General features: G+C 43.8%; 32 protein-coding genes. 24 read left to right on the top strand and 8 right to left on the bottom strand.

The features are described 5' to 3' along the window. Positions 1–2 precede the first annotated feature (2 nt). Positions 3–1115, top strand: a complete 1113-nt coding sequence (locus tag H0R92_RS11185) for an ABC transporter ATP-binding protein (protein WP_432964690.1) — start codon at positions 3–5, stop codon at positions 1113–1115. A 26-nt stretch (positions 1116–1141) separates the two neighbouring features. Here H0R92_RS11185 and H0R92_RS11180 read toward each other — a convergent pair whose 3' ends face one another. The 5 genes from H0R92_RS11180 to H0R92_RS11160 all read right to left on the bottom strand — a co-directional run bounded on the left by H0R92_RS11180 (position 1142) and on the right by H0R92_RS11160 (position 5504). Further along, entirely contained in the window at positions 1142–1996 is an 855-nt protein-coding gene (locus tag H0R92_RS11180) for a DUF4300 family protein (RefSeq protein ID WP_432964687.1), read from the bottom strand. 58 nt (positions 1997–2054) lie between these two features. Then, on the bottom strand, positions 2055–3410 hold the full coding sequence (locus H0R92_RS11175) for an ATP-binding protein (RefSeq protein WP_432964684.1): 1356 nt from the start codon (positions 3408–3410) through the stop codon (positions 2055–2057). A 211-nt stretch (positions 3411–3621) separates the two neighbouring features. Continuing rightward, on the bottom strand, positions 3622–4491 hold the full coding sequence (locus tag H0R92_RS11170) for a DUF4097 family beta strand repeat-containing protein (RefSeq protein ID WP_432964681.1): 870 nt from the start codon (positions 4489–4491) through the stop codon (positions 3622–3624). A gap of 15 nt (positions 4492–4506) precedes the next feature. Then, on the bottom strand, positions 4507–5175 hold the full coding sequence (locus H0R92_RS11165; RefSeq protein WP_432964678.1) for a permease prefix domain 1-containing protein: 669 nt from the start codon (positions 5173–5175) through the stop codon (positions 4507–4509). Then, the gene (locus tag H0R92_RS11160; protein ID WP_428769846.1) at positions 5172–5504 is read right to left on the bottom strand and encodes a PadR family transcriptional regulator; all 333 of its coding nucleotides are present in this window, start codon (positions 5502–5504) and stop codon (positions 5172–5174) included. The genes H0R92_RS11165 and H0R92_RS11160 overlap by 4 nt, the downstream gene beginning before the upstream one ends. 198 nt (positions 5505–5702) lie before the next feature. Between H0R92_RS11160 and H0R92_RS11155 the strand changes: the two genes are divergently transcribed. The 5 genes from H0R92_RS11155 to H0R92_RS11135 all read left to right on the top strand — a co-directional run bounded on the left by H0R92_RS11155 (position 5703) and on the right by H0R92_RS11135 (position 8760). Next, a complete protein-coding gene (locus H0R92_RS11155) occupies positions 5703–6656 on the top strand; it encodes a hypothetical protein (RefSeq protein WP_432964675.1) in 954 nt (317 codons plus the stop codon). Between the two features lie 193 nt (positions 6657–6849). Then, positions 6850–7080 carry an antitoxin gene (locus tag H0R92_RS11150; protein WP_432964672.1) on the top strand — a complete coding sequence of 77 codons (231 nt, stop codon included), beginning with the start codon at positions 6850–6852 and terminating at the stop codon, positions 7078–7080. 163 nt (positions 7081–7243) lie between these two features. Beyond that, entirely contained in the window at positions 7244–8020 is a 777-nt protein-coding gene (locus H0R92_RS11145) for an alpha/beta fold hydrolase (RefSeq protein ID WP_432964669.1), read from the top strand. 132 nt (positions 8021–8152) lie between these two features. Beyond that, positions 8153–8365 carry a hypothetical protein gene (locus H0R92_RS11140; RefSeq protein WP_432964666.1) on the top strand — a complete coding sequence of 71 codons (213 nt, stop codon included), beginning with the start codon at positions 8153–8155 and terminating at the stop codon, positions 8363–8365. Continuing rightward, entirely contained in the window at positions 8362–8760 is a 399-nt protein-coding gene (locus tag H0R92_RS11135) for a PIN domain-containing protein (protein ID WP_432964663.1), read from the top strand. Before H0R92_RS11140 ends, H0R92_RS11135 begins: the two co-directional genes overlap by 4 nt. A 17-nt stretch (positions 8761–8777) precedes the next feature. Here the strand turns inward: H0R92_RS11135 and H0R92_RS11130 are convergent, their stop codons facing one another. Further along, a complete protein-coding gene (locus tag H0R92_RS11130) occupies positions 8778–9272 on the bottom strand; it encodes a hypothetical protein (RefSeq protein ID WP_432964660.1) in 495 nt (164 codons plus the stop codon). Positions 9273–9362: 90 nt separating this feature from the next. On the opposite strand from H0R92_RS11130, the gene H0R92_RS11125 reads away from it, so the two are divergent. The 18 genes from H0R92_RS11125 to H0R92_RS11040 all read left to right on the top strand — a co-directional run bounded on the left by H0R92_RS11125 (position 9363) and on the right by H0R92_RS11040 (position 23414). Beyond that, entirely contained in the window at positions 9363–9533 is a 171-nt protein-coding gene (locus H0R92_RS11125) for a type II toxin-antitoxin system HicA family toxin (protein ID WP_432964657.1), read from the top strand. 41 nt (positions 9534–9574) lie between these two features. Then, on the top strand, positions 9575–9985 hold the full coding sequence (locus tag H0R92_RS11120) for a type II toxin-antitoxin system HicB family antitoxin (RefSeq protein ID WP_432964654.1): 411 nt from the start codon (positions 9575–9577) through the stop codon (positions 9983–9985). 107 nt (positions 9986–10092) lie between these two features. Then, entirely contained in the window at positions 10093–10473 is a 381-nt protein-coding gene (gene secG, locus H0R92_RS11115; RefSeq protein ID WP_432964651.1) for a preprotein translocase subunit SecG, read from the top strand. Beyond that, the gene (locus H0R92_RS11110) at positions 10473–10937 is read left to right on the top strand and encodes a PTS sugar transporter subunit IIA (RefSeq protein WP_432964648.1); all 465 of its coding nucleotides are present in this window, start codon (positions 10473–10475) and stop codon (positions 10935–10937) included. Before secG ends, H0R92_RS11110 begins: the two co-directional genes overlap by 1 nt. A gap of 5 nt (positions 10938–10942) precedes the next feature. After that, entirely contained in the window at positions 10943–11245 is a 303-nt protein-coding gene (locus H0R92_RS11105; RefSeq protein ID WP_432964645.1) for a hypothetical protein, read from the top strand. 1 nt (position 11246) lies between these two features. Continuing rightward, positions 11247–12236 carry a V0D/AC39 family V-type ATPase subunit gene (locus H0R92_RS11100; RefSeq protein WP_432964642.1) on the top strand — a complete coding sequence of 330 codons (990 nt, stop codon included), beginning with the start codon at positions 11247–11249 and terminating at the stop codon, positions 12234–12236. Between the two features lie 30 nt (positions 12237–12266). Further along, complete coding sequence (locus H0R92_RS11095) at positions 12267–14234, top strand: V-type ATP synthase subunit I (protein WP_432964639.1); 1968 nt, start codon at positions 12267–12269, stop codon at positions 14232–14234. Positions 14235–14251: 17 nt separating this feature from the next. Beyond that, on the top strand, positions 14252–14554 hold the full coding sequence (locus H0R92_RS11090; protein WP_432964636.1) for an ATP synthase subunit C: 303 nt from the start codon (positions 14252–14254) through the stop codon (positions 14552–14554). A gap of 4 nt (positions 14555–14558) precedes the next feature. Next, positions 14559–14897 carry a V-type ATP synthase subunit F gene (locus H0R92_RS11085; protein WP_432964633.1) on the top strand — a complete coding sequence of 113 codons (339 nt, stop codon included), beginning with the start codon at positions 14559–14561 and terminating at the stop codon, positions 14895–14897. A gap of 17 nt (positions 14898–14914) precedes the next feature. Beyond that, entirely contained in the window at positions 14915–15553 is a 639-nt protein-coding gene (locus H0R92_RS11080) for a hypothetical protein (protein WP_432964630.1), read from the top strand. Then, complete coding sequence (locus H0R92_RS11075) at positions 15550–17316, top strand: V-type ATP synthase subunit A (RefSeq protein ID WP_432964627.1); 1767 nt, start codon at positions 15550–15552, stop codon at positions 17314–17316. Before H0R92_RS11080 ends, H0R92_RS11075 begins: the two co-directional genes overlap by 4 nt. After that, a complete protein-coding gene (locus tag H0R92_RS11070) occupies positions 17313–18689 on the top strand; it encodes a V-type ATP synthase subunit B (protein ID WP_428769884.1) in 1377 nt (458 codons plus the stop codon). Before H0R92_RS11075 ends, H0R92_RS11070 begins: the two co-directional genes overlap by 4 nt. Next, a complete protein-coding gene (locus H0R92_RS11065; RefSeq protein WP_432964623.1) occupies positions 18686–19315 on the top strand; it encodes a V-type ATP synthase subunit D in 630 nt (209 codons plus the stop codon). The genes H0R92_RS11070 and H0R92_RS11065 overlap by 4 nt, the downstream gene beginning before the upstream one ends. Then, entirely contained in the window at positions 19312–19797 is a 486-nt protein-coding gene (locus tag H0R92_RS11060; protein ID WP_432964620.1) for a universal stress protein, read from the top strand. The genes H0R92_RS11065 and H0R92_RS11060 overlap by 4 nt, the downstream gene beginning before the upstream one ends. Positions 19798–19812: 15 nt before the next feature. Beyond that, entirely contained in the window at positions 19813–20220 is a 408-nt protein-coding gene (locus tag H0R92_RS11055) for a hypothetical protein (protein ID WP_432964617.1), read from the top strand. Positions 20221–20234: 14 nt separating this feature from the next. After that, positions 20235–21026 (top strand): J domain-containing protein, encoded by a 792-nt coding sequence (locus H0R92_RS11050; protein WP_432964614.1) that lies wholly within the window; start codon positions 20235–20237, stop codon positions 21024–21026. A 33-nt stretch (positions 21027–21059) separates the two neighbouring features. Beyond that, a complete protein-coding gene (gene map, locus H0R92_RS11045) occupies positions 21060–21809 on the top strand; it encodes a type I methionyl aminopeptidase (RefSeq protein ID WP_432964611.1) in 750 nt (249 codons plus the stop codon). 132 nt (positions 21810–21941) lie between these two features. After that, positions 21942–23414, top strand: a complete 1473-nt coding sequence (locus H0R92_RS11040) for a Do family serine endopeptidase (RefSeq protein WP_432964608.1) — start codon at positions 21942–21944, stop codon at positions 23412–23414. A gap of 336 nt (positions 23415–23750) precedes the next feature. Here the strand turns inward: H0R92_RS11040 and H0R92_RS11035 are convergent, their stop codons facing one another. Both H0R92_RS11035 and H0R92_RS11030 read right to left on the bottom strand, forming a co-directional pair. Further along, a complete protein-coding gene (locus H0R92_RS11035) occupies positions 23751–24017 on the bottom strand; it encodes a hypothetical protein (protein WP_432964605.1) in 267 nt (88 codons plus the stop codon). Positions 24018–24115: 98 nt separating this feature from the next. Beyond that, the coding region (locus H0R92_RS11030) for a DUF4469 domain-containing protein (protein ID WP_432964602.1) at positions 24116–24341 on the bottom strand (226 nt) is incomplete at its 5' end.

Below are 24341 nucleotides of genomic sequence, written 5' to 3'. Positions count from 1 at the left end.
TAATGCCCAGAATAGAATTACATAACGTTTCAAAAAAATGGGGCAGCTTTGTTGCCGTAAATAAATTAGATATGGTCATCGAAGACCGAGAATTTATTACACTGCTCGGACCTTCCGGATGCGGAAAAACCACAACATTAAGAATGATTGCCGGTCTTGAAACTCCTACGGAAGGAAAAATCGTTATAGGCGATACCGTCGTGTTTGATTCCGAGAGGGGAATAAATATTTCTCCGGCTAAAAGGGATATAGGCTTTTTATTTCAAAACTATGCACTGTGGCCGCACATGACCGTTTATAAAAACATTGCCTTCGGTCTTGAAAACTTAAAGTGGTCAAAGGACAAAATCGATGAGAGGGTTACGGAAGTTTTAAAAACCCTTAAAATCGAAGAATTCAGCGGTCGCTATCCGGCGGAATTATCCGGCGGGCAGCAGCAGCGCGTTGCTATCGCCAGAACCTTGGCACCGAAACCCCAAGTGTTGTTTATGGACGAACCCCTGTCGAACTTGGATGCAAAACTCCGCAGCGAAATGCGCACCGAATTAAAACGTTTGCATTCGGATACCAATTCAACCTTTGTGTACGTTACCCATGACCAACTGGAAGCTATGACACTTGCAACAAGAATATGCTTAATTGAAAAAGGAGATCTGCAGCAATACGATCCGCCGCTAACGGTTTATAACAATCCGGCAAATTTGTTTGTTGCCGACTTTATCGGAAACCCGACAATGAATTTTATTCCGGCAACGGCAAAACAAACGGAAAAAAACAAACTTTGTGTCGATTTTTTCGGCATAAATGCCGAATTTACCGGCGAAAAAGAATTGCAGCTTGAAAACGAGTCGATTACACTCGGTATAAGACCCGAATTTTTGCCCATCAGCGATAAGGGGCTTATTGAAGGACTTGCATATTCAACCCTGCCTTCCGGTATGGAAACAATCGTAAAAATTAATTTACGGGGCAATATTTTGTCATCGGTCGTATTCGGTGCAATCGATTATAAAGTTGACCAAAAAATTCATTTTGATATTGCCGGCAATAATATTATCGTTTTTGATAATACCAGCAAAAAAAACATAGGCTTGGGTTCTTTAAAAATTACCTGAACACAGCGCTCTCGGGAATAATTTTTTTATTCCCGAGGGTACAGCTCTAATTCTATTAAATCGCCGTTTTCCATAATAAAAGGATAGGCCGTTGTTTCGTCCCGATAGTGCTTATATGTTAAAAATAAGTACTCATAGCAGTCTTGCTTTGTCCTAAACCGTACCGCTTGAAAGGGCTCTGCAAAAGAAAGTTTTTCCAAAAATAAAAAACCTTCCGCGTCTTCCAAAAGCACGCCCGTATGGCCTATAAAAAGATAATCGCCGTCAAAATTGTCATGCAGCACCACCGACAGCATTTTTGCCTTTTGCGAAAAATCGATATTCGAAAAATGCTCCTTCATTTTTTCGGCATGGATATGAATGTCCTTTGTGTTTTCGGTTTGTACCCGCGAAAACAACTGCATAAACCGCCGCTTATCCCCCTCGTTAAAAATACGTTCCGTATCGATTGCATCCTTATCCAAAAATAAAAGGGCGTCGTCAACGGGGCCTTGTTTAATCTTAAGCGTATCTTTTAAAAGCGTAAATGCGGTGATTCTGCAATTTGTTCCGAGAAAGTCTCCTTTTTTTGCCGACCACAGTTCATGTATTTTGTCCGAATCGTAAACGGGCACCCGTTCTTCAAAGGCTCCGGTTAAACCGGTCTTTTCTATAGTGTTGTTATAATCCTTCACAGCCTTTATAAAATCATCGGCATCTTTTCCGGCTACCGATTTTTTCAAAACGGCACGCACTGTTTCGATACTGCCTTCGCTGCTCATATTTGAAACCGTAATTTTACTTTTATGTTTACTTGCCGCGTCTTTATCCGTATGGCCGTTTTTTTGGCAGGATACACACAAAATAAGCACCGTTAAAAAAAATATTATTCCTCTTTTCATAAGCGCCTCTCTTTTTATTGGAAACCTCTGAAAATCTAACCGAGTTTTTAGAGAGTCCCTATTGCAATAACTTCAAATCGATTTTATACACCGTATCCGCAGGTAAATCGTTTTTTTGTACAAACATAAGCATATATATCGGATAATACGTGATTTTTCCCTTAGATTCGACATTCTTTCCGTGAAACACGTAGGCATTTTCAATACCGAAGCTCTCGTTCGCAAGTACATTGTTCAGGGCGGAGTGACTTTTATATTTTTTGCCGGATTTTATTTCAATCGGAATAACTTTCCCGTCGGACTCAATGACAAAATCAAGTTCACCCGTTTTTTTACCGTTAAAATAGTATAACATAAACCCCTGCGCTTTTAACTCCTGTGCCGCAGCATTTTCATAAATCGCACCGAAATTAATATCGCTGTCCCGTTTTAATATTTTTAACTGAATGCCGTTACCGTACATCGAGGCCAAAAGACCGATATCCGATAAAAAGAGCTTAAACAGGTTTGTCGATTTTGAAAGCAGTAAGGGATTCTTCGGTTCGGCAACACAAAAAACCGGAAGAGCAACCCCGGCATCTTTAAGCCAAATAAAACTGTTTTTGTACCGCGAGAATTTAAAATATTCATTCAGATTTTTCATGATAAAGCGCTTATTTTTCGCGTTCAGTTCGCTCGGAATCAAATCGAAAATATCCTCAAGATACAGTTTGTTATCGGGGTCATATTTTGCTATGTCTTTTTTGTACAAAGAAACTATCGACCTTTGAATTTGAAGGACTTCAAACAAATTATTTGTTTCCAGATATTTGTTAACCGCTTCCGGCATCCCGCCTACTATTAAATATAGATGAAAAAGTTCCATCATCTTGGCATGTACTATTTCATCAACTTCGGTCTTTGTTTTAAATGCCGTCCGCAAACTATCGATAACGGCAGGCGAAACCGAATTGGCGATTGCAAATTCTTCAAGGCTCAAGGGAAACATTTCCATAACATCCATATAGCCGACCGGAATTGAACGGATATCTTTTAAATCAACACCTAAAAGAGAACCGCTTAAAATATATCTGTAACTTCCTTCATCTACTAAAAATTTAATTGCCGTTACTATTTCTTTGCATTCTTGTACTTCATCAAAAAAAATCAAAGTTTTTCCGGGCATCAGAGGAGAATCCGCCACGGCCGATATTCGTAAGAGCAGTTCCTTGCTGTCCGAAGCTCCGATAATAATATCCCGTGCCGCGATGTTTTCTACGAAATTTATCTTTACAAAGGACTGATAGTTTTCCGCCCCGTATTTTTCAATGATGTAGGTTTTTCCGACCTGACGCGCACCCGTTATCAGCAGGGCTTTTTTCTTTTCGCAGACAAAAAAATCCCGGATATACGTTTCAATTTTCCGATAAAGCATACTTCCTCCAAAGCATCGAGAGTAGAGCTTTAAAACCGGCCGTCTTGTTAGACACCCCCGCTTCCTTTTAAGACACTGTGATTATACTCTATCTTGTCCGTTTTTCCAACCCTTTTAAAGCCGTTTTTGTCCGTTTTTCCAGCCTTTTTTAAACTGTTTTTGTCCGCTTTTCCAACTTTTTCACACAAAAATAATAATCCGCCGTATAGTTTTACAACCTTCCCACAACTACATCCGCTTTTACGGAATTGATTAAAACTTCGGCGGCCTCTTCGCCGGAAACGGCTTCAATGCTTTTGTCCAAAAATTCAAGTTTGTCGGCAACGGCTGTATTATGCACATGTACTTTTTGCCCGTCCGGAACAAAGAGCCGTATATCCGAATTGACGCTTTGCACCGCAAGACGTTTTAAACCGCCCCGGGATTTTATTTCCGCATCGCCGTTTACGGTATTGATATCTATGTTTTCGGCAAAGCCGAGTATGCGCATATCGGCATTGACTGAAGACAGATGAACGGACCGCGCCCGTATTTCCGAAAGCCGTATATCGCCGCTTGCCGAAGAAACGCTTATGCTCCGTAATGTATAATCGGAGGGCAGCACAACTTCAATATCGCAGCCGGAATTATCTCCAATATCGGTAAATCGGGAACGGCGCTTACCGCGCTTGTCAATGACACGCAGTACATTGGCGGACTTTTTGTATAAGATATTCGTACCGCCGTTTTTTACCTCCGCATACGGTGCCGATACATCGGCGGCAAAACGTACACGTACATCGCCCTTTTGCCAGTCTATATTGATGTATTCGAGAGAGCCGTCGATTTCGATGCGGCGGTTAAGAATATGAAAATCGGAAAGATCGCGATGCTTGACAAAATCTTCGCCGTCTATCAAACGTTCCGATGATATAGTGCGTACCGATCGCCCCGGCCGGAGAAAAGCCCGCCCCCGCATAAAACTGCCGAGTCCCATACCGGTAATCAGCAAAACAATAAACAATTTGATAAAAAAAATCAATAAAATGCCTAAAACCGCCATGTATACCGTTTTCAATACCGTATATTGTTTATTTTTCATATTCGAATCCTCCTTTTAATCTTCATCCATTCCGATGTCAAGTATGGAAACGCCGATACCTGAGATAATAAAGATAATCCAGGTAATATCCCAGCGTCCTGTTAAAAAACTGATTATAAGATACAAGAGGATTGTACACGACCATATAAGCGATTTGGTTTTGCGGAAAAGACGGCGTTTAGGTTTATAGTGATTTTTATATTCGGCAAAGGAGCGGCCTATATCGTCTTGGCTCTGCCGAGTTTTAAACAAAGATGAAAAAATCAGTATGCCCGTACCGCAGGCTATAAACACAAACATCCATACTACTCCGATTTCATCCGAAAGCATAATAACCGGAACGGGACATAAGACAAACAACATAATCGCCGCCGCTTCAAGCAGTACACGGATCATCTTTTTTTCTTTTTTTTGCCGATTTTCGCTTTCAGCTGCCGGGAACTCTTTTACGGCCGAAGATTCTTGTGCTGCCGAGCGTTTTAATTCATCAAGCAATTCATCGATATTTCCGATACTCGCAATCGCCTTGGAAAAAGCCTGTTCTTCGTCCAACCCGCCGGCAACCAGTTTGTCGTATTTGTCCGACACATTGTTTTCGATTTCTTCTTTTAATTCCATCGCTTCGCGCGTATTGGGCGCATTCCTGAAAATAAAGTTTACATATTCCGCTATTTTTTTGCTCATTTTATTCCTCCGATAATCGAATCGATTATTTTTTTTCCGTTTTCCCATTCTTCTTTTAGAAAGCCCAAAGCCGCCTTTCCCAAAGGGGTAATCGCATAATACTTTCTGCGCGCTCCGCTGGTTTCGTCTCCCCAATACGAGGTAATCGAACCCTGCTGTTCCAAGCGTTTAAAGGCGGTATAGAGAGTCGCTTCTTTTAATTCCAACAAGCCGCCGCTTCTGAGAACTATTTGATTGTTTAACTCGTAGCCGTAGTTATCGCCTTCGGCAAGCAGGGAAAGAATGATGGTTTCGGTATTGCCGCGCAATAAATCCGATGCAATAGACATGGCACCTCCGCTTCGACAGTATCATAGCACAAAGTACCTCGCCTGTCAATGTAATTCACAAAAATATGTATCTCAAATAAAAGATAGTGCCGAATATGTGAAAGTGTGATATAATACAAACGAGATATTTATGATTGAGTAAAAAGAGCATCCAATTCGGATATTAATGCCGGAATTGAGCAGTAAAAGAACAAAGCTATGAAAAGATTATTTTGTTTAATGCTGATAAGTTTTGTATATGTGCAAAGTATCAATTGTAAATCACAACTGATTCAAATTATAAGGAAATTTCAAAGCAACGGCATTCCGCTTACAACTTACGAAGATTACGAAAGTGAATTAAACATACATACAGTCGAAAGATCCTCCGGCCCATACACATACGGATATAGACGGTTTGAAGAAGATTCTTTATATTTTACAAAAAAAGAAAATGCGTATTGTAAAGAAATCTTCATCGAAAACATAAAAACCAAATTGATCGCAATGATGCAAATTTCCGGAAGCGGAAGATTTCCTTATTTGACGATTTACTCATTCAATAATGAAAAAAATCTCTATGAAATATATGCAGAATTTGAATATAGATACTTAATTCCCATCGAAATAGACGGCGTTACCAAGTTTTTAGAAATTGAAGATAACTTTGATATAAAGACCACAGAAGGATATAAATTATTGGAATTAAAAAACAAAAAGCTGTATTTAATAGATGCCGCGAAAGTTGAATATGAATATCAACTGTCTACCGATGATAAAAAATGGATTTCGGCAAATAGACTAAAAAAAATGGCCGCATTCGATTATTCCATGCTCGGCTATAAAGAAGATCATCCGGAAACAATAAACATCAATAGGGTTGGGAAAGAGATTATCGGAGAACTCTACTATACATCGGTAGGCTATCTCCCTTCAAACTACTCTATCAGAATTCTTGAAAGCGGAACCCTGTTAAAAGAAATCGAAAGTGTTTGGGGTTTTACTATTGCGAAAAAAGAAAATAAAGAATACTTGGTCTATATCGGCATGGGGGAAGAACCCGGCGATATGAGGTATGCAACGTTTGAGGAATTCTATTTAATTGTTATAGATTTGGAAAGTATGAAAAAAATATATAAGAGCTATATTACTTCAAAGATGAAAATCAAATAAATGAGCAGGATTTATAGAATAGCAGTTAACTAAATCCAAATAATTCGGTGTAGAATTTACTACGGTGAAAATAGCTGCTGTTTAATTATTTACAAAATTTCATGTTTGTACAACCGACAATTTACCACAAAGCTCGAATAGCATCTTGATTAATATAAGTACAATTGTATATACTTTAATCGGAGGAACCGATATGCTTGCAACAAGAGTATTTACAAGCGGCAACAGTCAAGCCGTCAGAATTCCGAAAGAATATCAACTGGATGAAACCGAATTGTACATAAAGAGAATCGGCTCAACTATTATTTTATACCCTAAAACAAACCGTTGGGCCAATCTTGAGCGGAGTTTTACGGAGTTTTCCGATGATTTTATGCAGGACGGAAGAAATCAGCCCGGAATACAGATAAGAGAAGATTTTTAATGTATTTATTGGATACCAATATTTGTATTTTTCTTATCAAAAATAAATATCCGGCTCTCAGAAAGCGCATCAGACAATGCAATCCGCACGAAGTATTTTTATCATCTATCAGTGTTGCCGAAATGGAGCACGGGGCTGCAAAAAGTGCATATCACGTAAAAAAATGACAATCCATGAATTCGGAACGGAGCATAACGATACCATACTCATGTTTCACCCTCTGGGCGTATGGTGGGATATTTTTGAATACGTCATACCGACTCTTGAAAAAGAATATCATCTTGTAATTCCCGCAATGCCCGGTCTTGACCCCGACCGGCCGGAAAGCACGTACACAAGCGTCGAAGATATTGCTTCCGAAGCCGCAAAGCTGCTTATAGAACGCGGGCAAAAACGCATTGCCTGCCTGTTCGGCTGTTCGATGGGCGGAGGCGTTGTCACCCGGATGCTTGCGGAACAAAAAATTGAAGCGGACTGCGCAGTCATTGACGGCGGCATCACACCCTATCAGCTGCCCAAACCGCTGACCTATCTTATCGGCGTTCGCGACTGGTGTATGCTTATGATAGGAAAGCATGCAAGCCTTAAAGCACTGCGGAGGATGGTTGACCCCGAAAAGTTCTCGGATGATGATGTCGCATATATTCGAAAAGTGTTTGCGTCCATGAGTTCTAAAACAATATGGCGCTCGTTTTATTCCTGCAATAATTACTCTATGCCAAACCCCGTACCTCAGCCGTCATGCCCCGTACAATACCGTTACGGCGAAGCCGAAAAAAAAGCACGCGCATGGGATATCGCCTATATTAAAAAAATCTTCCCCAAAACCGAATTCGTTGAAGTTCCCGGTCAAGGTCATGGCGAGTCTTTTACCCTTCACTCCGAACAATTTTGCAAAGACTTAACCGCCTTTATTAAAAAGAGTAGGGGTGTAAAATAAGGCGAGTAAAGTAAACGCCTGAAACAGCGCCGCTTAGTTTAATGCGCAAATCATAAATTTTCTCTCAATAAATTTTAAAATTAATGTTAAATTTCTGAAAATATGCTATAGTATAGGGAGACGGAGGTATGAATGTCTTACGAAGTTTTGGAAAAACAAATCAGGGCTTTACCGGAAGCGGCATTGGAAGAAGTTTCCGTATATCTGAATAAAATCGGCAGCATTTATCAGTCTAAAAAATCCGTTGATTTTGCCTTTGTCGATAACATATTCGGTACTCTGTCGGATTCGGAAGCGGATGAACTGCGTTCCTGCTGCGGACTCAAATTCAGGGAACACGCATGACCTACTTCCTTGATACAAATGTAATCATTGATTTATTGAACGGTCATTCAAGCGTACTTGCAGCATTTAAAAACGCATATACTTTCGAGTCTGTCAGAATTCCCGATTTGGTTTATTATGAAGTGCTTCGCGGATTTGAATATACGGATCCTAAAAAACAAAAAAACGGATTTGAATTCTTCGCTCAAACCTGCGGTATTGAATATATGGATTTACAAAGTCTCAGAGAATCCGCAAAACAATATGCATTCTTGAAAAAGCAAGGAAATCTAATTGATGATGACGATATTCTTATAGGCTGCCTTGCTATTCGAAAAAATGCAATACTTGTTACAAATAATACAAAACACTTTTCTCATCTAAAAGATGTCCGGCTTGTAAATTGGGTCGAATAACCAAGGAGATTCAGCTTTCAAAGCACAACACCCGTTCCGAATCTCCGATTTACGAATTTTTTCCATCGGCGATACCGATAATAAAAAAAGCAGCGTGCAAATAAAACAACGGGAAGAGTCAACAGTCCCGCATCTATATCAATGCAGTCCGAATACAGGGCCTGTGCTTCTCCCGCCTCTTGAATCCGGATAAGATGATGCCACTTCGGAATCAGCTTGCTGTGTCCCCTGTCATGCACACTCATATTCGCTTTATCAAGCTGAATATCTATATATTGAGAGCCTAAAGGCAAAAAGCCCAAAAAGTACATATTCATTAGATAGGCTCCGTCTTTCCAAACCGTACCGACCGTACAATCGCGCGGCACAAAGCGTACCAAGTGCCTTGTTACATAAAAGAAGTTTTCCGTCTTTTGAACTTCTTCAAACAGATTCCGTGCCGAACAATTAAATACGTTTTGAATATAAACGTTCATTTTTTCCCCTTTTTGCAAATTATTGATTTTTATCATATCACATTTGCCGAATTTTATCAGTTAATCACATTGTATATTCGTTTTTACGATTTGACAGAATGCGCATAAAATGTGTATACTGTTATTGTGAAGCGGAAAGACTTGATAAAAAAGCTTGAAGCAAAAGGATTCATTTTTTATCGACACGGCGGTAAGCATGACATTTACAAATGCGGCAATGATGAAGAACAGATACCGCGGCATACGGAAATAAACGAACTTTTGGCAAAAAAAATTATCAAGAAATGGGCACTTTAATTCCGCTTTTTTCAAAAAAAGACATTTTCAAAGAGGGTTTTATGACTGTTGTATATCCTGCAATTTTTACGCAAACCGGTGACAAAAAAGATACATATTTAGTGAGCATCCCCGACTTGGATGGGGCAACGGAAGGACACGGGCTTGCCGATGCAATCGGTATGGCTAAAGATTACGTGGGTAACGCATTGTACGACAAATCGGTATTGCCTCCTGCACGCGCAATCAAAGATATCGATGTGCAAAGCAGTGAATTTGCACAAGCCGGACCCTCATTTGTGTCGCTTATCGATGTTGATTTGGAAGCTTTTAGGAGAATAGAGAAAAGCCGCAATGTCCGCCGCAACATCACCCTTCCCGAATGGCTTGACGATATGGCAACGGCGGCAAAAATAAATGTTTCGGCAGTTGCACAATCCGCCCTTAAAGACCGCTTGGGCGTATCACGCTAAAAAGCTGACAGCGCAATAACCCCTTGCATAAAAGGTACATATCAGATATTATAAGTATACTTTTTATACTAATATCTGCACAAAACGTTTCTTTTTTGGAGAGTTTCATGGGTGTTATCGGAATTATTTTACTGATTGCTTTTGTTATTATTTGTATTTTACTTGTAGGAATAGTCCTTATTCAAAGCGAAGCCGGCGACGGACTCGGCGGTTTATTTGGAAGCGGTAATTCGGCTGCTTTCGGTTCGCGTTCTCAAACGGTTATCACCAAAACCACTTACGTACTGGTAACCCTGTTTTTTGTCACCAGTTTTGTCGTAGCTTTTTTAAACAAAGCGCCGGCTGTAGGCGACTTGGATGCAGCGGCACAGCAAATTCAAACGGCGGAAAGCAGCGAAAAAGACGGTGTATTTTGGCTCGATAAAGAAGAGTCGGAGCAAAAACTTCCAGACCCCGCACAGGCAGCTCCGGTACAGGACGGTCAATAATGCTTTTAAGCAAGGTATTTAGTCCAAAATCTATAAACATCGATCTTCAAAGTGAAGATAAAGATGAAGTTTTTGAAGAACTTATTGAAGAATTGGTCAATGCCTGCCCCTCCCTCGACCGCGCAGCCGCATTGGATGCCGTCCGGGAGCGTGAGTCGAAGATGAGCACCGGTATTATGAAAGGGATCGCCCTTCCGCACGGAAAAACAAACGCCGTTAAAGACGTGCGCGGTGCGATAGGAATTTCCCGTACGGGAATCGATTACGATGCCTTGGACGGTAATCCCGTATATATTGTGTTTTTATTGCTATCGGCAGCCGATTGTTCCGAACTTCACTTGCGGGTTTTGAAGCGGCTTTCAAAACTTTTGGGAAATCCCAAATTTTATACGGCACTTATGGAACAAAAAACCCCCGAAGCCTTGTATGATTTGGTGTGTAAATACGAAAAAGAGCTGAACTAGAAATTATGGAAACGGATACCCTCACTCATTTAATTGAAATAGAACACAAAGCCGCTTCAATGCTTATGGACGCGCAAACCGAAGCCGACCGGCGCACCGCCGAAGCCCGTATGCAGGCGGATTCGGATTATAAGCGGCAATACGAGGATCTTGTTTCTCAAATGGAAACCGACACTGAAACATCTATCAGTGAGTTAAAAGAAAAATACAGTGCCGGCTTTTCCGCCTATAAAAACGAGCTGGCAGCTTGTCCGCAAGATACGGCAGCTTTCAATGGTTTGTTAAAAAAATTATTTTTCGGGACCTGATATGGACAGCTCAAGTGCGGCGGCTTATGTATATGCAAAAGCGTGCGGAATGCTTTCCAAATCATTTATCGGAGCGCGGGCGGATAAACTCTTTGCCGCACGCAGCCTAAGCGATTTATGGACGCTTTTATTTAAAACGGAAGTACCTTTAATACCCGAAGCTTTGCTTGCAAAGCAAATCGAAGAAAAAGCCGAACAAACTTTTATTTCCGATTTTATCATTCTTTTGGATTCTTACGACAGGCCGGATCCCGTTTTAATTCAATTATTGCGTTTTTACGACTACAATAATATAAAAGATATCGCCGCAGCCCTCTGTGAAGGGAAAAAAGAACCGCCGGCGCTTTCCGATATAGGAAAATACTCGGCGTTGCATTGCAAAGCATGGCCCGACATTGCCGCAATTACCAAAGATTCGCCGATAGCATGGTATGATACCGTTCCTACATGGGAAACCCAGCACGAAATGGACAGACGGCTTGACCTTCAATATATCCGCGAATTATGGGAATCGGTGCATCTTCTGCCTAAAAAAGAACGCGAACCGGTGGAACGTTTAATCGGCGAGTATATAGTTCTTGAAAACTGCATTTGGGCAATACGTCTTGCCGTGTATTACGGAATGAATAAAGAAGAAATCATAGGACGCTTGGCCGGAGAAAACGACAATCCCGACAAACACGACCGTTTGGCAGGTGAAGCGGTACGCATTTTGGATAAAGCGGTCGACACGTGGCAGGATTGGGCCGATTGGAAGTATGCAGCTCTTATCAATTCGGGTGAAGAAGGTACGGTATGGAATTTGGACCCGCGGCGTATTCAGCAATCGGCATCGGTATATTTAAACCGTAAAGCTCTTAATTCGTTTCACCGTTATCCGTTTACCGCAAACGTATTGGTAACGTGGTTTAAAATAAAAGAACATGAACTTAACTGTATACGCACCGCCGCCGAAGGGATGCGTTTAAATACAGAGGTTTTGATAAAATAGTACGGAAGGGTGTACAGCCCCGGAGGATGTATGGCAAAGACAACGGCAATGCGGCTTCTTGAACTTATGATTTTAAAAGAAGACATAAGCCGCGTTATCGAATATTTGGGAAAAAACGGCAACTTCGAATTTCAAACGGGAACGACGGACAGTCAAAACCACGTTCAAAACACTTTTCGGGATTTATTTGAAAAACTGCAAACGTTTCGTTCATACCTGAATATCGAAGATGCCCATGATTATGATCCTTTATCACGTTTGCCCGAACAGGAAGACATCGATTCCGCCCTTACTATGAGCAGTGCCGTTGAAGATTTGCGGCAAAGAGAATTGGCTGTTTCCGAATCGAAAAAACGGGTTGACGATGCATATAAAGAAGCGCTTGCTTTTTCGAATTTAAAGGTCGCTTATGCGGAATTGGAACACTTATCGTTTTTATCGCTGCGTATCGGAAAAATAGATCCTGCCGTTTTGGACGACCTTATATTTAACGTCGGGCAGCGCGCCGTTATTATGCCGCTGGGAGAAGATAAAACCCGCATTCTTGCCGCTTCTTCAAAAAAAGGCCGCTTTGCCCTCGATTCCGAGTTGCGGCGCTACGGTTTTGTTCCGCTTGAAATCCCTAAGGATTTTAAAGGTATTCCCGACGACGTTCTTGAAGGTATGAAAGAGCAAACCCAAGAAGAACGGAAAAAACTCGAAGAAGTAATACAAGAGCGCAGAAACTACGCGCACACACATAAAGCCGAATTACTGCGCCTTTTGCGTTGTTTTTCGATCGGTGCACAAGTACAAGAAGTGCAATCAAAACTTGAATCTACACAGCTTGTATACAGAATAACCGGCTGGGTTCCCGCCCCGATGAGTTCTTCCATTATGAAGGATTTGGACAATTTAACCGAAGGCCGCATCGCCCTGCGTCAATATAATCCGGGTGAAGTTCCCTCGGTAACGTCGGGGCGCGAAAAAGTTCCCGTAAAATTAACCCACGGTAAATTGGTCGGCAACTTTGAACGCCTTATTTTCAGCTACGGCGCGCCCCTGTACGGCACCATAGACCCCACCCCCTTTGTCGCCTTCTTTTTTACGCTTTTATTCGGTATTATGTTCGGCGATGCGGGGCAAGGGCTTGTCTTTATCCTCATCGGTATTTTAATGCTGAAAGGGGTTATAAAAAAATTCCCCGTTTCGCCGCAATTCGGTCCCATCTTTGTAGCAATAGGCTGCAGCAGCACGGTAATGGGTATTTTAACGGGCGAATTTTTTGCAAACGGCGAACTTTTAATTCCCGTCAGCCGTTTTTTAACCGGCTTATTCGGCGAACCGCACGACCATATCCTGCACCTTATGCCCTCGGCAAGCGCTATAGATAAGCTTTTTATGTTCTTTTTGTTTACCATCGGCGTAGGCTTTATCATCAACTCAATCGGCTTGATTATCAATATTGCGAATAATTTTATGCTTGGGAAACGCGCTCATGCCCTCTTCGGTAAAACAGGCTTGTCGGGAGCCCTCTTTTTTTGGTATGTCGTATCCATGGCAGTACGCATCGGAGCTTTCGGAAGCTCTCCGAAGATTTACGATTGGATTGCTATCGGCATTACGCTTTTCGGCGTCTTTTTCGCCCATCCCTTAGGCGCCTTGGTTGAAGGACACCGCCCGATTTTCCCGAACGGTATCGGAAGCGCCTTTATTGAAGGCGTCGTCGAAATCCTCGAAATCGTATCAAGCTATTTATCCAATTCGGTCAGTTTTTTACGTGTCGGCGCCTTTGCCCTTGCACACGCGGTTTTGGGTTTTATCATTTTTACGATGACCGAACTTATAGGAGGAGCCGGAGGCCTTTTAGTGCAAATATTGGGAAATGCGGTAGTCATTGTACTTGAAGGCATGATTGTAGCCATTCAAGTTATCCGATTGCAGTACTATGAGTTCTTTTCCAAATTTTTTACGGAAACCGGACGGGAATTTACGCCGTTCCGATTTAAATATAAATAAATATAGAGGAGTATCGTATGAATCGAAAATCAATTGCAATTGCGGCATTGATGCTTTTAACCGTAACGGTTTCGGTGTTTGCACAAGGCAAAGCCGATGCCGCCGCAACAGTCGGTATCGCAAAATATATTGCAGCCGCTTTGGCAGTAGGTTTTGCCTGTATAGCCGGCGGCATGGCTGTAGGTAAAATCGGAGCGGCCGCTATGGGAGCTATGAGCGAAAACGCCGAACTTTCCGGTAAAGCCCTTCCCTTCGTCGGTTTGGCCGAAGGTATTTGTTTGTGGGGCTTCCTTGTAGCCTTGCTTATTATCATTTTATAAGATTGTGAAATACTTTGTAATCGGTGAGCGGGAATTGGTACTTGCCTTCGCCCTTGTCGGCGTACAAGGCAGCGCCGCCGTTACCCGCAGCGAAGCTTTGGATTCTTTTTTCCGCGTTACCGGAAGGGGGACGGCCATTACCGGCGCCCCCGCGGAAGAAGAGCGCCCGAAAGTACTTATCATCACCGAACAAGTCGCGGATATGCTTGCCGATGAAGTGATTAACTGGCAAATGCGCGGAGATTATCCTCTTATTGTGGAAATACCGGGCATTCAAGGACATCTTGCAGGCCGAAAAACCATGACGGATGCCATCCGCGAAGCAATCGGTATTCATGTATAAAACAGGTAGGATGTATTATGGAAGAACTCCGTTCAACCGAAATTCTTGATAAAGAAATACTCGAGGATACCCGAAAAAAAGCGGAACGCATTTTAGTCAATTCGGAATCCGAATGTAAAAAAATATTGGCGGACGTTCAAAACCGCGTTGAAAGCATACGCAAAGAAAAAAAAGCTTTTTATGAGGGAAAAACCGCCGCTTTTGCAAAGGATATGGAAGCGGCATTCCCGCTTGAAAAACAAAGATACCGCGTTTCTTTTGAACATACGGCCGTTGCTTCGGCTATTACGGCCTTTTTAAAAAGCTTACCGGAAAGCGAAAAAACAGATTTAATCGGCCGGCTATTAAAACGTTATGCACCCGCACTGAGCGGACAGTCGATACGTATACAAGTATGCGGATTTCCGCTTACAGATATGAAAAAAACGGCTGAAAAAACTTTAAGCGGGGTTAAAATCCTTGAATGTACGGAAATGAATCCTGAAACGGCAAGCTTTTTAAAATCCGAATACGGCTGTGCCGACGGAATGCTTATAGAAACGGAAGATAAAACAAAAAAATGCCGTGTTACAATCGGCGAACTGACAGCCGAAATACGCGATATGCACAGCGAAGAGCTTGCGAATACGCTTTTCGGCGGGAGATTGCCTGAATGATAGAAGGAAAGATAACCCGTATTTCGGGACCGATAGTATATGCGGAAGGCTTGGACGGCTGCGGTTTATACGATGTCGTCGATGTCGGAGAAGCCAAACTTATAGGCGAAATTATCCGTCTAAAACAGGGAAAAGCCACGATTCAAGTATATGAAGACGATACCGGTATGCACGTAGGCGAAAAAGTGGTATCGAATCAACGCCCTCTGTCGGTACGTTTGGGGCCGGGATTGGTCGGTACTATTTACGACGGAATCCAGCGCCCCCTAAAAAGTATGTACGACGAAGCGGGAGCTTTTTTGCTTCCCGGCTTGCGAACCGAACCGCTCGACTGTGAAAAAAAATGGAAGTTTACCCCGACTTTAAAAGCGGGCGATCCCATCGCCCCCGGCATTGTATTGGGCGAGGTTCCCGAAACCTCTTCGGTTAAGCATAAAATCATGGTGCCGCCCTATATACGCGGGCGTTCTTTGGTAAAAATCGCCGAAGCCGGCTCCTATACGATAGAAGAAGTAATCGCCGAAACCGATTTGGGCGAAAAAATAACTTTGGCACAGTATTGGCCCGTGCGAAAGCCCCGCCCCTATGCGCAAAAAATGACCGTCAGCCAGCCCCTTGTTACCGGACAGCGCGTTATAGACGTGTTTTTCCCCCTTTCCAAGGGCGGAACGGCGGCTATTCCCGGCGGGTTCGGAACCGGTAAAACAATGACCCAGCACGCCGTTGCAAAATGGTGCGATGCGGACTTAATCGTATATATCGGCTGCGGCGAGCGCGGAAACGAAATGACCGACGTTTTAACCGAGTTTCCCTCGCTTATAGACCCGCGTACCGGACGTTCCCTTATGGAACGCACGATTTTAATTGCAAATACATCGAATATGCCCGTTGCAGCGCGCGAAGTATCGCTGTATTCGGGCATAACCTTAGCCGAATATTACCGCGACATGGGTATGGCGGTCGCCATTATGGCCGACTCCACCAGCCGCTGGGCGGAAGCTTTACGCGAATTGTCCGGCCGTATGGAAGAAATGCCCGCCGAAGAAGGCTTTCCCGCCTATCTTCCCACCCGCCTTGCCGAATTTTACGAGCGGGCGGGACGTGTTTCATCTTTGTGCGGAAAAGAAGGCTCGGTTTCGATTATCGGAGCGGTATCTCCTCCCGGAGGAGACTTTTCCGAGCCGGTTACCCAGCACACAAAGCGCTTTATACGCTGCTTTTGGGCACTCGACCGCGAATTGGCAAACGCCCGCCACTATCCGGCTATCGGCTGGATAGATTCCTATTCCGAATACGCCGAAGAAGTAAAAGAATGGTGGGATAAACTCGACCCGCGCTGGGCGTCAATCCGCCTTGAAGCCTTGGACTTGTTAAAACGCGAGCAGCGCCTTGAGCAGATAGTCCGCCTTATCGGGCCGGACGCCCTGCCCGATACCGACCGCTTGGTTTTGGTTGTTGCCGAAATGATTAAAAACGGCTTTTTACAGCAAAACGCCTTCGATGAAATCGATGTATACTCGGTACCGGAAAAACAGATTTTAATTTTACAGCTTATGATGAGTTTTTATAAAAAATCCTTGGCGGTTATACGGCAGGGCGCCCCGCTTATAAAGCTGACGGGACTTGCCGTCCGCGAAGAATTGGTTCGTATAAAAACATCGATTGCAAACGATAAGATCGGAGAAATCGCCGCGATTGCAAAACGCATGGACGACGAGTTTGCTTCGGTTGAGCGCTTATACAGGAAGGTTGAAACGGCATGAGAGGAATGGAGCACAGGGGTATCGTATCCGTAGACGGCCCCGTTATTATCGTAAAGCGCAGCGAAAACAGTTTTTACGGCGAAATAGTTGCCGTTCGCGACCGTTTTGCCGAAAAAAGAATCGGACGGGTTATAGACTTATCCGAAGAATACGCGGTTGTACAGATTTTCGGTTCCACATCGGGCATCGATTTAAACGAATCGACAACCGAGTTTTTGGATACACCGATGGAATTGCGCGTCGGCGAGGGCTTACTCGGCCGCGTATTTAACGGTTTGGGAGAACCCGCGGACGGCTACCCCGAAATCGTATCGTCGAAAAAGGTAAACGTAAACGGCTATCCTATAAACCCCTACGCGCGCGTCTATCCGAAAGACTTTATCCAAACAGGTATTTCGTCTATAGACGGCATGAACACCCTTATCCGCGGCCAAAAACTGCCGATTTTTTCGGGCGACGGTTTACCGCACAACCGTTTGGCGGCGCAAATCGTACGCCAGGCAAAGATATTGAGCGCGGACGAAGACTTTGTTATGGTTTTCGGCGGTATGGGTATTAAATACGATATAGCACGCTTTTTCATTAACACATTTGAAGAGTCCGGCGTTTTATCGAAGGTTGTTATGTTCCAATCGCTTGCAGACTCCCCGTCCATCGAGCGCATTATTACGCCGCGCTGCGCTTTAACCGCCGCCGAATACCTTGCATACGAAAAGGGAATGCACGTATTGGTTGTGTTGACCGATATGACAAACTATTGCGAAGCCCTGCGTGAAATATCGACTACACGCGGCGAAGTTCCCGGCCGTAAAGGATATCCGGGCTACCTGTATTCGGACTTGGCCGAATTGTACGAGCGCGCGGGAAAAATCAAGGGCTCGAAGGGTTCAATCACCCAAATCCCGATTTTAACCATGCCCAACGACGATATTTCCCACCCCATACCCGACCTTACCGGTTACATTACCGAAGGACAAATCGTATTGGACCGCGAATTATCGCAAAAAGGTATGTATCCGCCGGTGGCGGGCTTACCGAGCCTTTCGCGCCTTATGAAAGACGGTATCGGAAAAGGTATGACGCGCGAAGACCACAAGGACGTTTCAAGCCAGCTGTTTGCGGCCTATTCAAAGGTAAAAAGCATCCGAAACCTTGCCGCCATTATCGGCGAAGAAGAACTTTCGCCTGCGGACAAGCAGTATTTGCGCTTCGGCGAGCGTTTGGAAAAAGAGTTTTTAACGCAGGGCGAATACGAAAACCGCACGATAGAGGAAACCTTAACCATAGGCTGGAATATTTTGCGCGAACTGCCCAAAGAGGACTTGTACCGCATCAATCCCGACTTTATTAAAAAGTACATGGAAGAGCAATGACAAAACTCAATATGGCGCCTACCAAGTCGAATCTTCTCAAAGTAAAAGAGCAGTTAAGCATATCCATGGACGGCTACGAATTGCTTGAACAAAAGCGCGAAATTCTGGTTATGGAACTTATGCACATGGTTGAACAAATCAAACTGCTGGAACGGGAAATCGATAAATTGATTGATTCGGCCTACCCTGCTTTAAAAAGTATGCTTATGACTGTAGGCGGCGACCGGGTGGAGCGCATAGCACACGCGGTAAGTTACGATTTTAATATTACCGAAAAATCCGTTATAAAAGCCGGAATGACCTTTTCGACCATCGAAATGGAATTGCCCAAACGCCGACTTTTTTATTCGTTTATGGATTCCTTTGCCGATACCGACAAGGTTATGGCCGACTTTTTCGATTTTTTGAAATTGCTTACGCAAATGGCGTCAATCAGAACCATCGTATGGCGTCTTGCCATGGAAGTAAAAAAAACGCAGCGAAGGGTAAACGCCCTCGATAAAATGATTATTCCGCAGGCAAAAGCTACCAAAAAATATATCGAAAGCGTTCTTGAAGAGCGGGAACGCGAAAACGTATTTGTACTTAAATCCTTAAAAGGTAAAAAAGGAGGTACCGAAATATGATAAAACCCATTTTTCAAAAGGTTTTAATTTTGATAAACGGATCCGAATCCTCAATCCACGCTGCACAATACGGTATATTGATGGCAAAGCTGTATCACTGTACTTTAAAAGCCGTATATGTAGTCGATACCGCCACCTTAAAACAGCTGACGCTCAGTAAAATCTTCGTAGCGGAAGAAAGCTCGGAATACGAGTCAAGCTTAACCGCCGACGGCAACCGCTATCTCAGCTATGTCAGCGAATTGGCCGCAGCAAAAGGAATAAAAATGGAAACCCAATTACTGCACGGCGGTATTTGGTCGGAAACGGTTCAAGCTGCGGACGAATTTGAAGCAAACCTTATTTTACTCGGCGGCGTCGAAAAAGGTTCTTCCGGAGATGAAACTTTGCGCGATTCTCATAAATTGATTTTGGAAAATGCCGGCTGTTCCGTTTTGTGTGTTAATGAGCAGCAAATAGAACAGCTGTACAAACTCGTATAAGATAGCGGGGGAAAAATGAAAATACTCTTACTGCATTTTTTATCCATGCAAAATCAAAAGCATGCAGCCGTTTTAAAAAAACTTCAACAAACCGTAAATGCAGCCGGACATGAAGCTGTCCTTTGCAGCGAAAAAGATTCGGTAAACTTGCATATGGGAATGTACGAATATATCGCAGTTATCGTACCGGCATCTCCCCTTTTCGGTGCAAAGCTGCCCGAAAAATTGCCGGAAATACTTTCCACACACGGGTCGGTAAGCGGTAAAAAGGGCTGCGTTTTGGTAGTAAAATCGGGCTTTTCGTCCGGTAAAATGTGCCGCATTACCATGCGTGCGTTGGAAAAAGAAGGAATGGTCGTCGATTACTTTGATATAATCGAAAGTGCCGATCATGCAGCCTATACGGGCAAAAAAATAGGATAAACAAAACGCAGATAATGCACAATTACTACGCCGTTTTAGGACTTTCTCCCGATGCAACCACCGCCGAAATAAAACGCGCTTACAGAAAAAAAGCAAAAAAACTGCATCCGGACATTTCGGGAAAAGATGCCGAACAGTTTCATATATTAAATACAGCTTATCAAATAATTTGCGATGCACGCCGTAATTTTTTATTCGATAAAGATTCAACCCTGTGGGATAAAGAGCTTCGGAAAAAAAAGGAAAAGGAATCTTTTAATTATCGGGCGTGGCTTTTAAAACGCAGCGATGACGAAAGCCGCTCAAAGCTCATATTTTGGGATCTCATGCATAATCGCGAAGATGACGCGGTCGATTTATTTAAAACACTAAACCGCGAAAAAGCCGATTTCAAATTATCAAATTGGTTTACGCGCGAAGACTTTATGGATTACGGTTTTATTTTAGCCGAAGAATTGGTATTCCGTTCCGAATTTTATGATGCCGTGCTTTTATTGGAACAAATCATCCTTATGGAACAACGCCGCCCCTATTTTAAACATTTTTTTCCGGAAGTTACCGCATTGGCACGTAGAATTCTCTTATTTCATACAGAAGGAACCGTTAATATCGAATTGGCTTTGGATTTATGGGAACGCGCACTTGAATGGGGTTTTTCAAAAAAAGACGAAGCCGCGTTTTTAATAAAAATGGCCGCCGCATACGAAAAAATAAAAGACAGAGCGACAGCCTGTGTATGCCTTAATGAAGCCAGACGTCTACATGCTTCATCGAAAATTCCGGCATCCTTAAAGCATTTAACATAATAATACGGCACAAAAAAACTGAAAGGAAATAAAATGATACGCTTAAAAAACGAAACACAAATCAACGGAATCCGCGAATCCTGTAAACTCCTTGCGCGGCTTTTTGAAGAACTCCTGCCTAAAGTAAAAGAAGGCATGAGTACAAAGGCTATAGACGACATTTGCGTCGCTTTTATAAAAAAACACGGGGGCAAGCCCGCATGGTACCGCGAAAATTTTCCCGGAGCCGCTTGTATTTCCGTAAACGATGAAGTTATTCACGGTATTCCGTCCAAAAAGCGGATTTTAGAGGAAGGGGATATCGTTTCCATAGACATCGGTATCGATTATAAGGGCTATATAAGCGACGCGTCGCGTACCGTCGGGGTCGGCAAGGTAAGTAAAGAAGCACAACAGCTTATGGATATAACGGAGCAATGCTTTAATGCAGGGGCTGCCGCCTGTATAGCCGGCAACCGCATACACGATATCGGTAAAGCCGTGTCCGATATAGCCGACAAAGCCGGTTACGGCGTTGTATATGAATACTGCGGCCACGGTGTGGGCTTGGACGTACACGAAGACCCGTCTATTCCGAACATTCCCAAAGGCGGCGCAAACCCTCGCATTCAAGCGGGCATGGTACTCGCCGTTGAACCGATGATTAACCTCGGTACCGCCGACACCGAAACGGCAGAAGACGGCTGGACGGTACTCACGGCCGACGGAAAACTTTCGTCGCACCACGAAAATACCCTTGCCGTATTTGCAGACCACACCGAAATTTTGACCGTTTTGCCCTGACAACTGCCGGCCGGCAACAATCAAAAAAAGTCACAAAAAACTGTAACACTCTGCCCCGAAAATGTATTATATTTATAACATAAGTTTTGATACAATTTTCGATAGATGAAATGTAAGGAAGGTTATACGAATATGAAAACAAAACGGATTATTTTTATCGGTGTCGGACTCTTTGCAGGAGCCTTGCTTTTTTTAGGTCTTATGTCCTTTTCACGCGGAGAACAGCCGGGCGTAAAACCCGTTTTTGCCGACAACAGCCCTGCCGTCCGGCTTCCCGAAGGCGGCTTGGCGGTTGCCGAAGCATTGCAGGATGCGTTCCGCTCGGTATCGGATGCGGTACTTCCCGCAGTGGTTGAAATCGACGTTGTTGAAACCAAAACGATAGAAGCAAGTCCTTTTGACTCCCTGCCCTTTTTCTTTTTCGGCACCCCCAAGCAGGAAGAGCGCAAACGCGAGTTTTCCCAGCAAGGATTGGGGTCGGGCGTTATCGTGCGCCGTACGGACAATACCTATTACGTATTGACGAACGACCACGTTGCCGGAAGTGCAACCGAAATATCGGTTAAACTTTATGACGGCCGCGAGTTTAAAGGAAAGCTTGTCGGCACGGACCAACGAAGAGATATAGCCCTTGTTTCATTCGAAAGCAAAGACACCATAAGCGTTGCAAAACTCGGCGACTCGGATAAGGTGCGAACGGGCGATATTGTGATTGCGATGGGAACGCCGCTGGGCTATTTTGCATCGGTTACGCAGGGTATAGTCAGTGCAACCGGACGCTCGGGCAACGGCATACGCAATATCAACGATTTTATCCAAACGGACGCGGCAATCAATCAGGGAAATTCCGGAGGCCCCCTCGTAAACATTTACGGAGAAGTGATCGGTATAAACACATGGATTGCCTCGCAGTCGGGCGGGTCACAAGGTTTGGGCTTTGCAATTCCGGTCAACAACGTTAAAAAAGCCATAGACGATTTTATTACAAAGGGAAAGGTTTCTTACGGCTGGATGGGCGTATCGCTTGTTGAAATACAGGAAGAATACCGCCGCGAACTTTCTGTGGGCGGCAAAAAAGGCGCCTTTGTTTCGCAGATTTTCCTCGATTCTCCCGCCGCAAAATCGGGTATACAGGCAGGCGATTATATAACGGCTTTAAACGGAAAGACGGTAATGAATGTAGACCAGCTTGTACGCGAGGTGGGCGACTTACGCGCCGGCGAAAATGCGGACTTTGAACTTATCCGCGGCGGAAAATCGATAAAGGTAACGGTAAAAATAGAAGCACGTAGCGAAAAAACAACATCCGATAACAGTAAACTGTGGCCCGGTTTTATTGCCGTGCCTTTAAGCACCGATGTACGCAAAGAATTAAAGATAGAGGACAAAAAAGTTCAGGGTGTTGTTGTAACAAACATTTATGCAAAATCGCCCGCTGCCGCCCTTCGCTTACAGTCGGGAGATATCATCACCTCCGTAAACGATAAAAAGGTTTCAAACCTTGCCGAATTCTACAGCGCACTGAATACGCAAAACAACAAGTCGATTTGGTTCGAAGTGTACAGCGACGGACACTTTATCTCGACCGGGAAATATAAGTTCTAAGAGTTAGGGGGAGAGAGCACCTGCTTAAAAGCATACGTCCTGTATGCTTTTAAGCTCGAGTTTTTTGCAAGCAAAAAACTCGCCGAACGTACACGGGCGGACATCCTGTCCGCAGTTCCTCTCTCCCCTCATTCGCAGTCCCGAACAGGATGTTCGGGAAAGCTTTATATCGGCATAAAATCTCACACGACGTGAGTTTTTATGCAACTGTATATCCAATGCTATCTTTAAGTGTGAGCAATTCTTCAGAATTGCGAACCTAAAGCTGTTTTTATGCGAGTTTTGCTTCGCAAAACTCGACGTTAAAAACGGGGCAGGATGTCCCGTTTTTAAACCCTAAAACGTGCTGAACTTTGCTTTTTTAGTTTCGTGGTCATCACCGGGAACTTTCATTTTATCAAGAGCTGCCGGGGCGGTGTATGCTGCGAAATATTCGGATTTTACCTTTATGCCGCCTTCTTCCAAGGCGGTGCAGCCTCTAAAGGCTCCCTTAAACTTCTCCCCCGTACTGTTATAATTATAGAGAAGCTTTACCCCTTTTAAAGCGGAACAATCTGCAAAACATCTTTCAATATTTGTAACGTTTGCAGGACGCTCCCGCATTATGCTGCAGGACGCTCCCGCATTATGTTGCAGGGCATCCCCGCATTATGCTGCGGGGCACCCCCGCATTATGCTGCGGGAGTATCCCTCACACTCTTTTAAACCACCGCTTTTAACGCCTTGTTGTAGTACCCCTTTTTCAGCGTTTTTGACGGGCGATTTCCTTTACCGTCCAGCTTCGTTCTTACCTCAAGGGTAAACTCCCCTGCCGGGACTGCCGCATCCAAGATGACGATGAGCCGTGCGGGTTTGTTTTCCACTACCGATGAACAGCGCACCGTCTTTGTGTCCGTTAGGGCAAATACGCCCTGTTCAGCGTCTTTG

Source organism: Treponema sp. OMZ 840, from assembly GCF_050937815.1.
Classification (GTDB): Bacteria; Spirochaetota; Spirochaetia; order Treponematales; family Treponemataceae; genus Treponema_C.
This window is presented reverse-complemented; position numbering and strand designations above follow the sequence as displayed.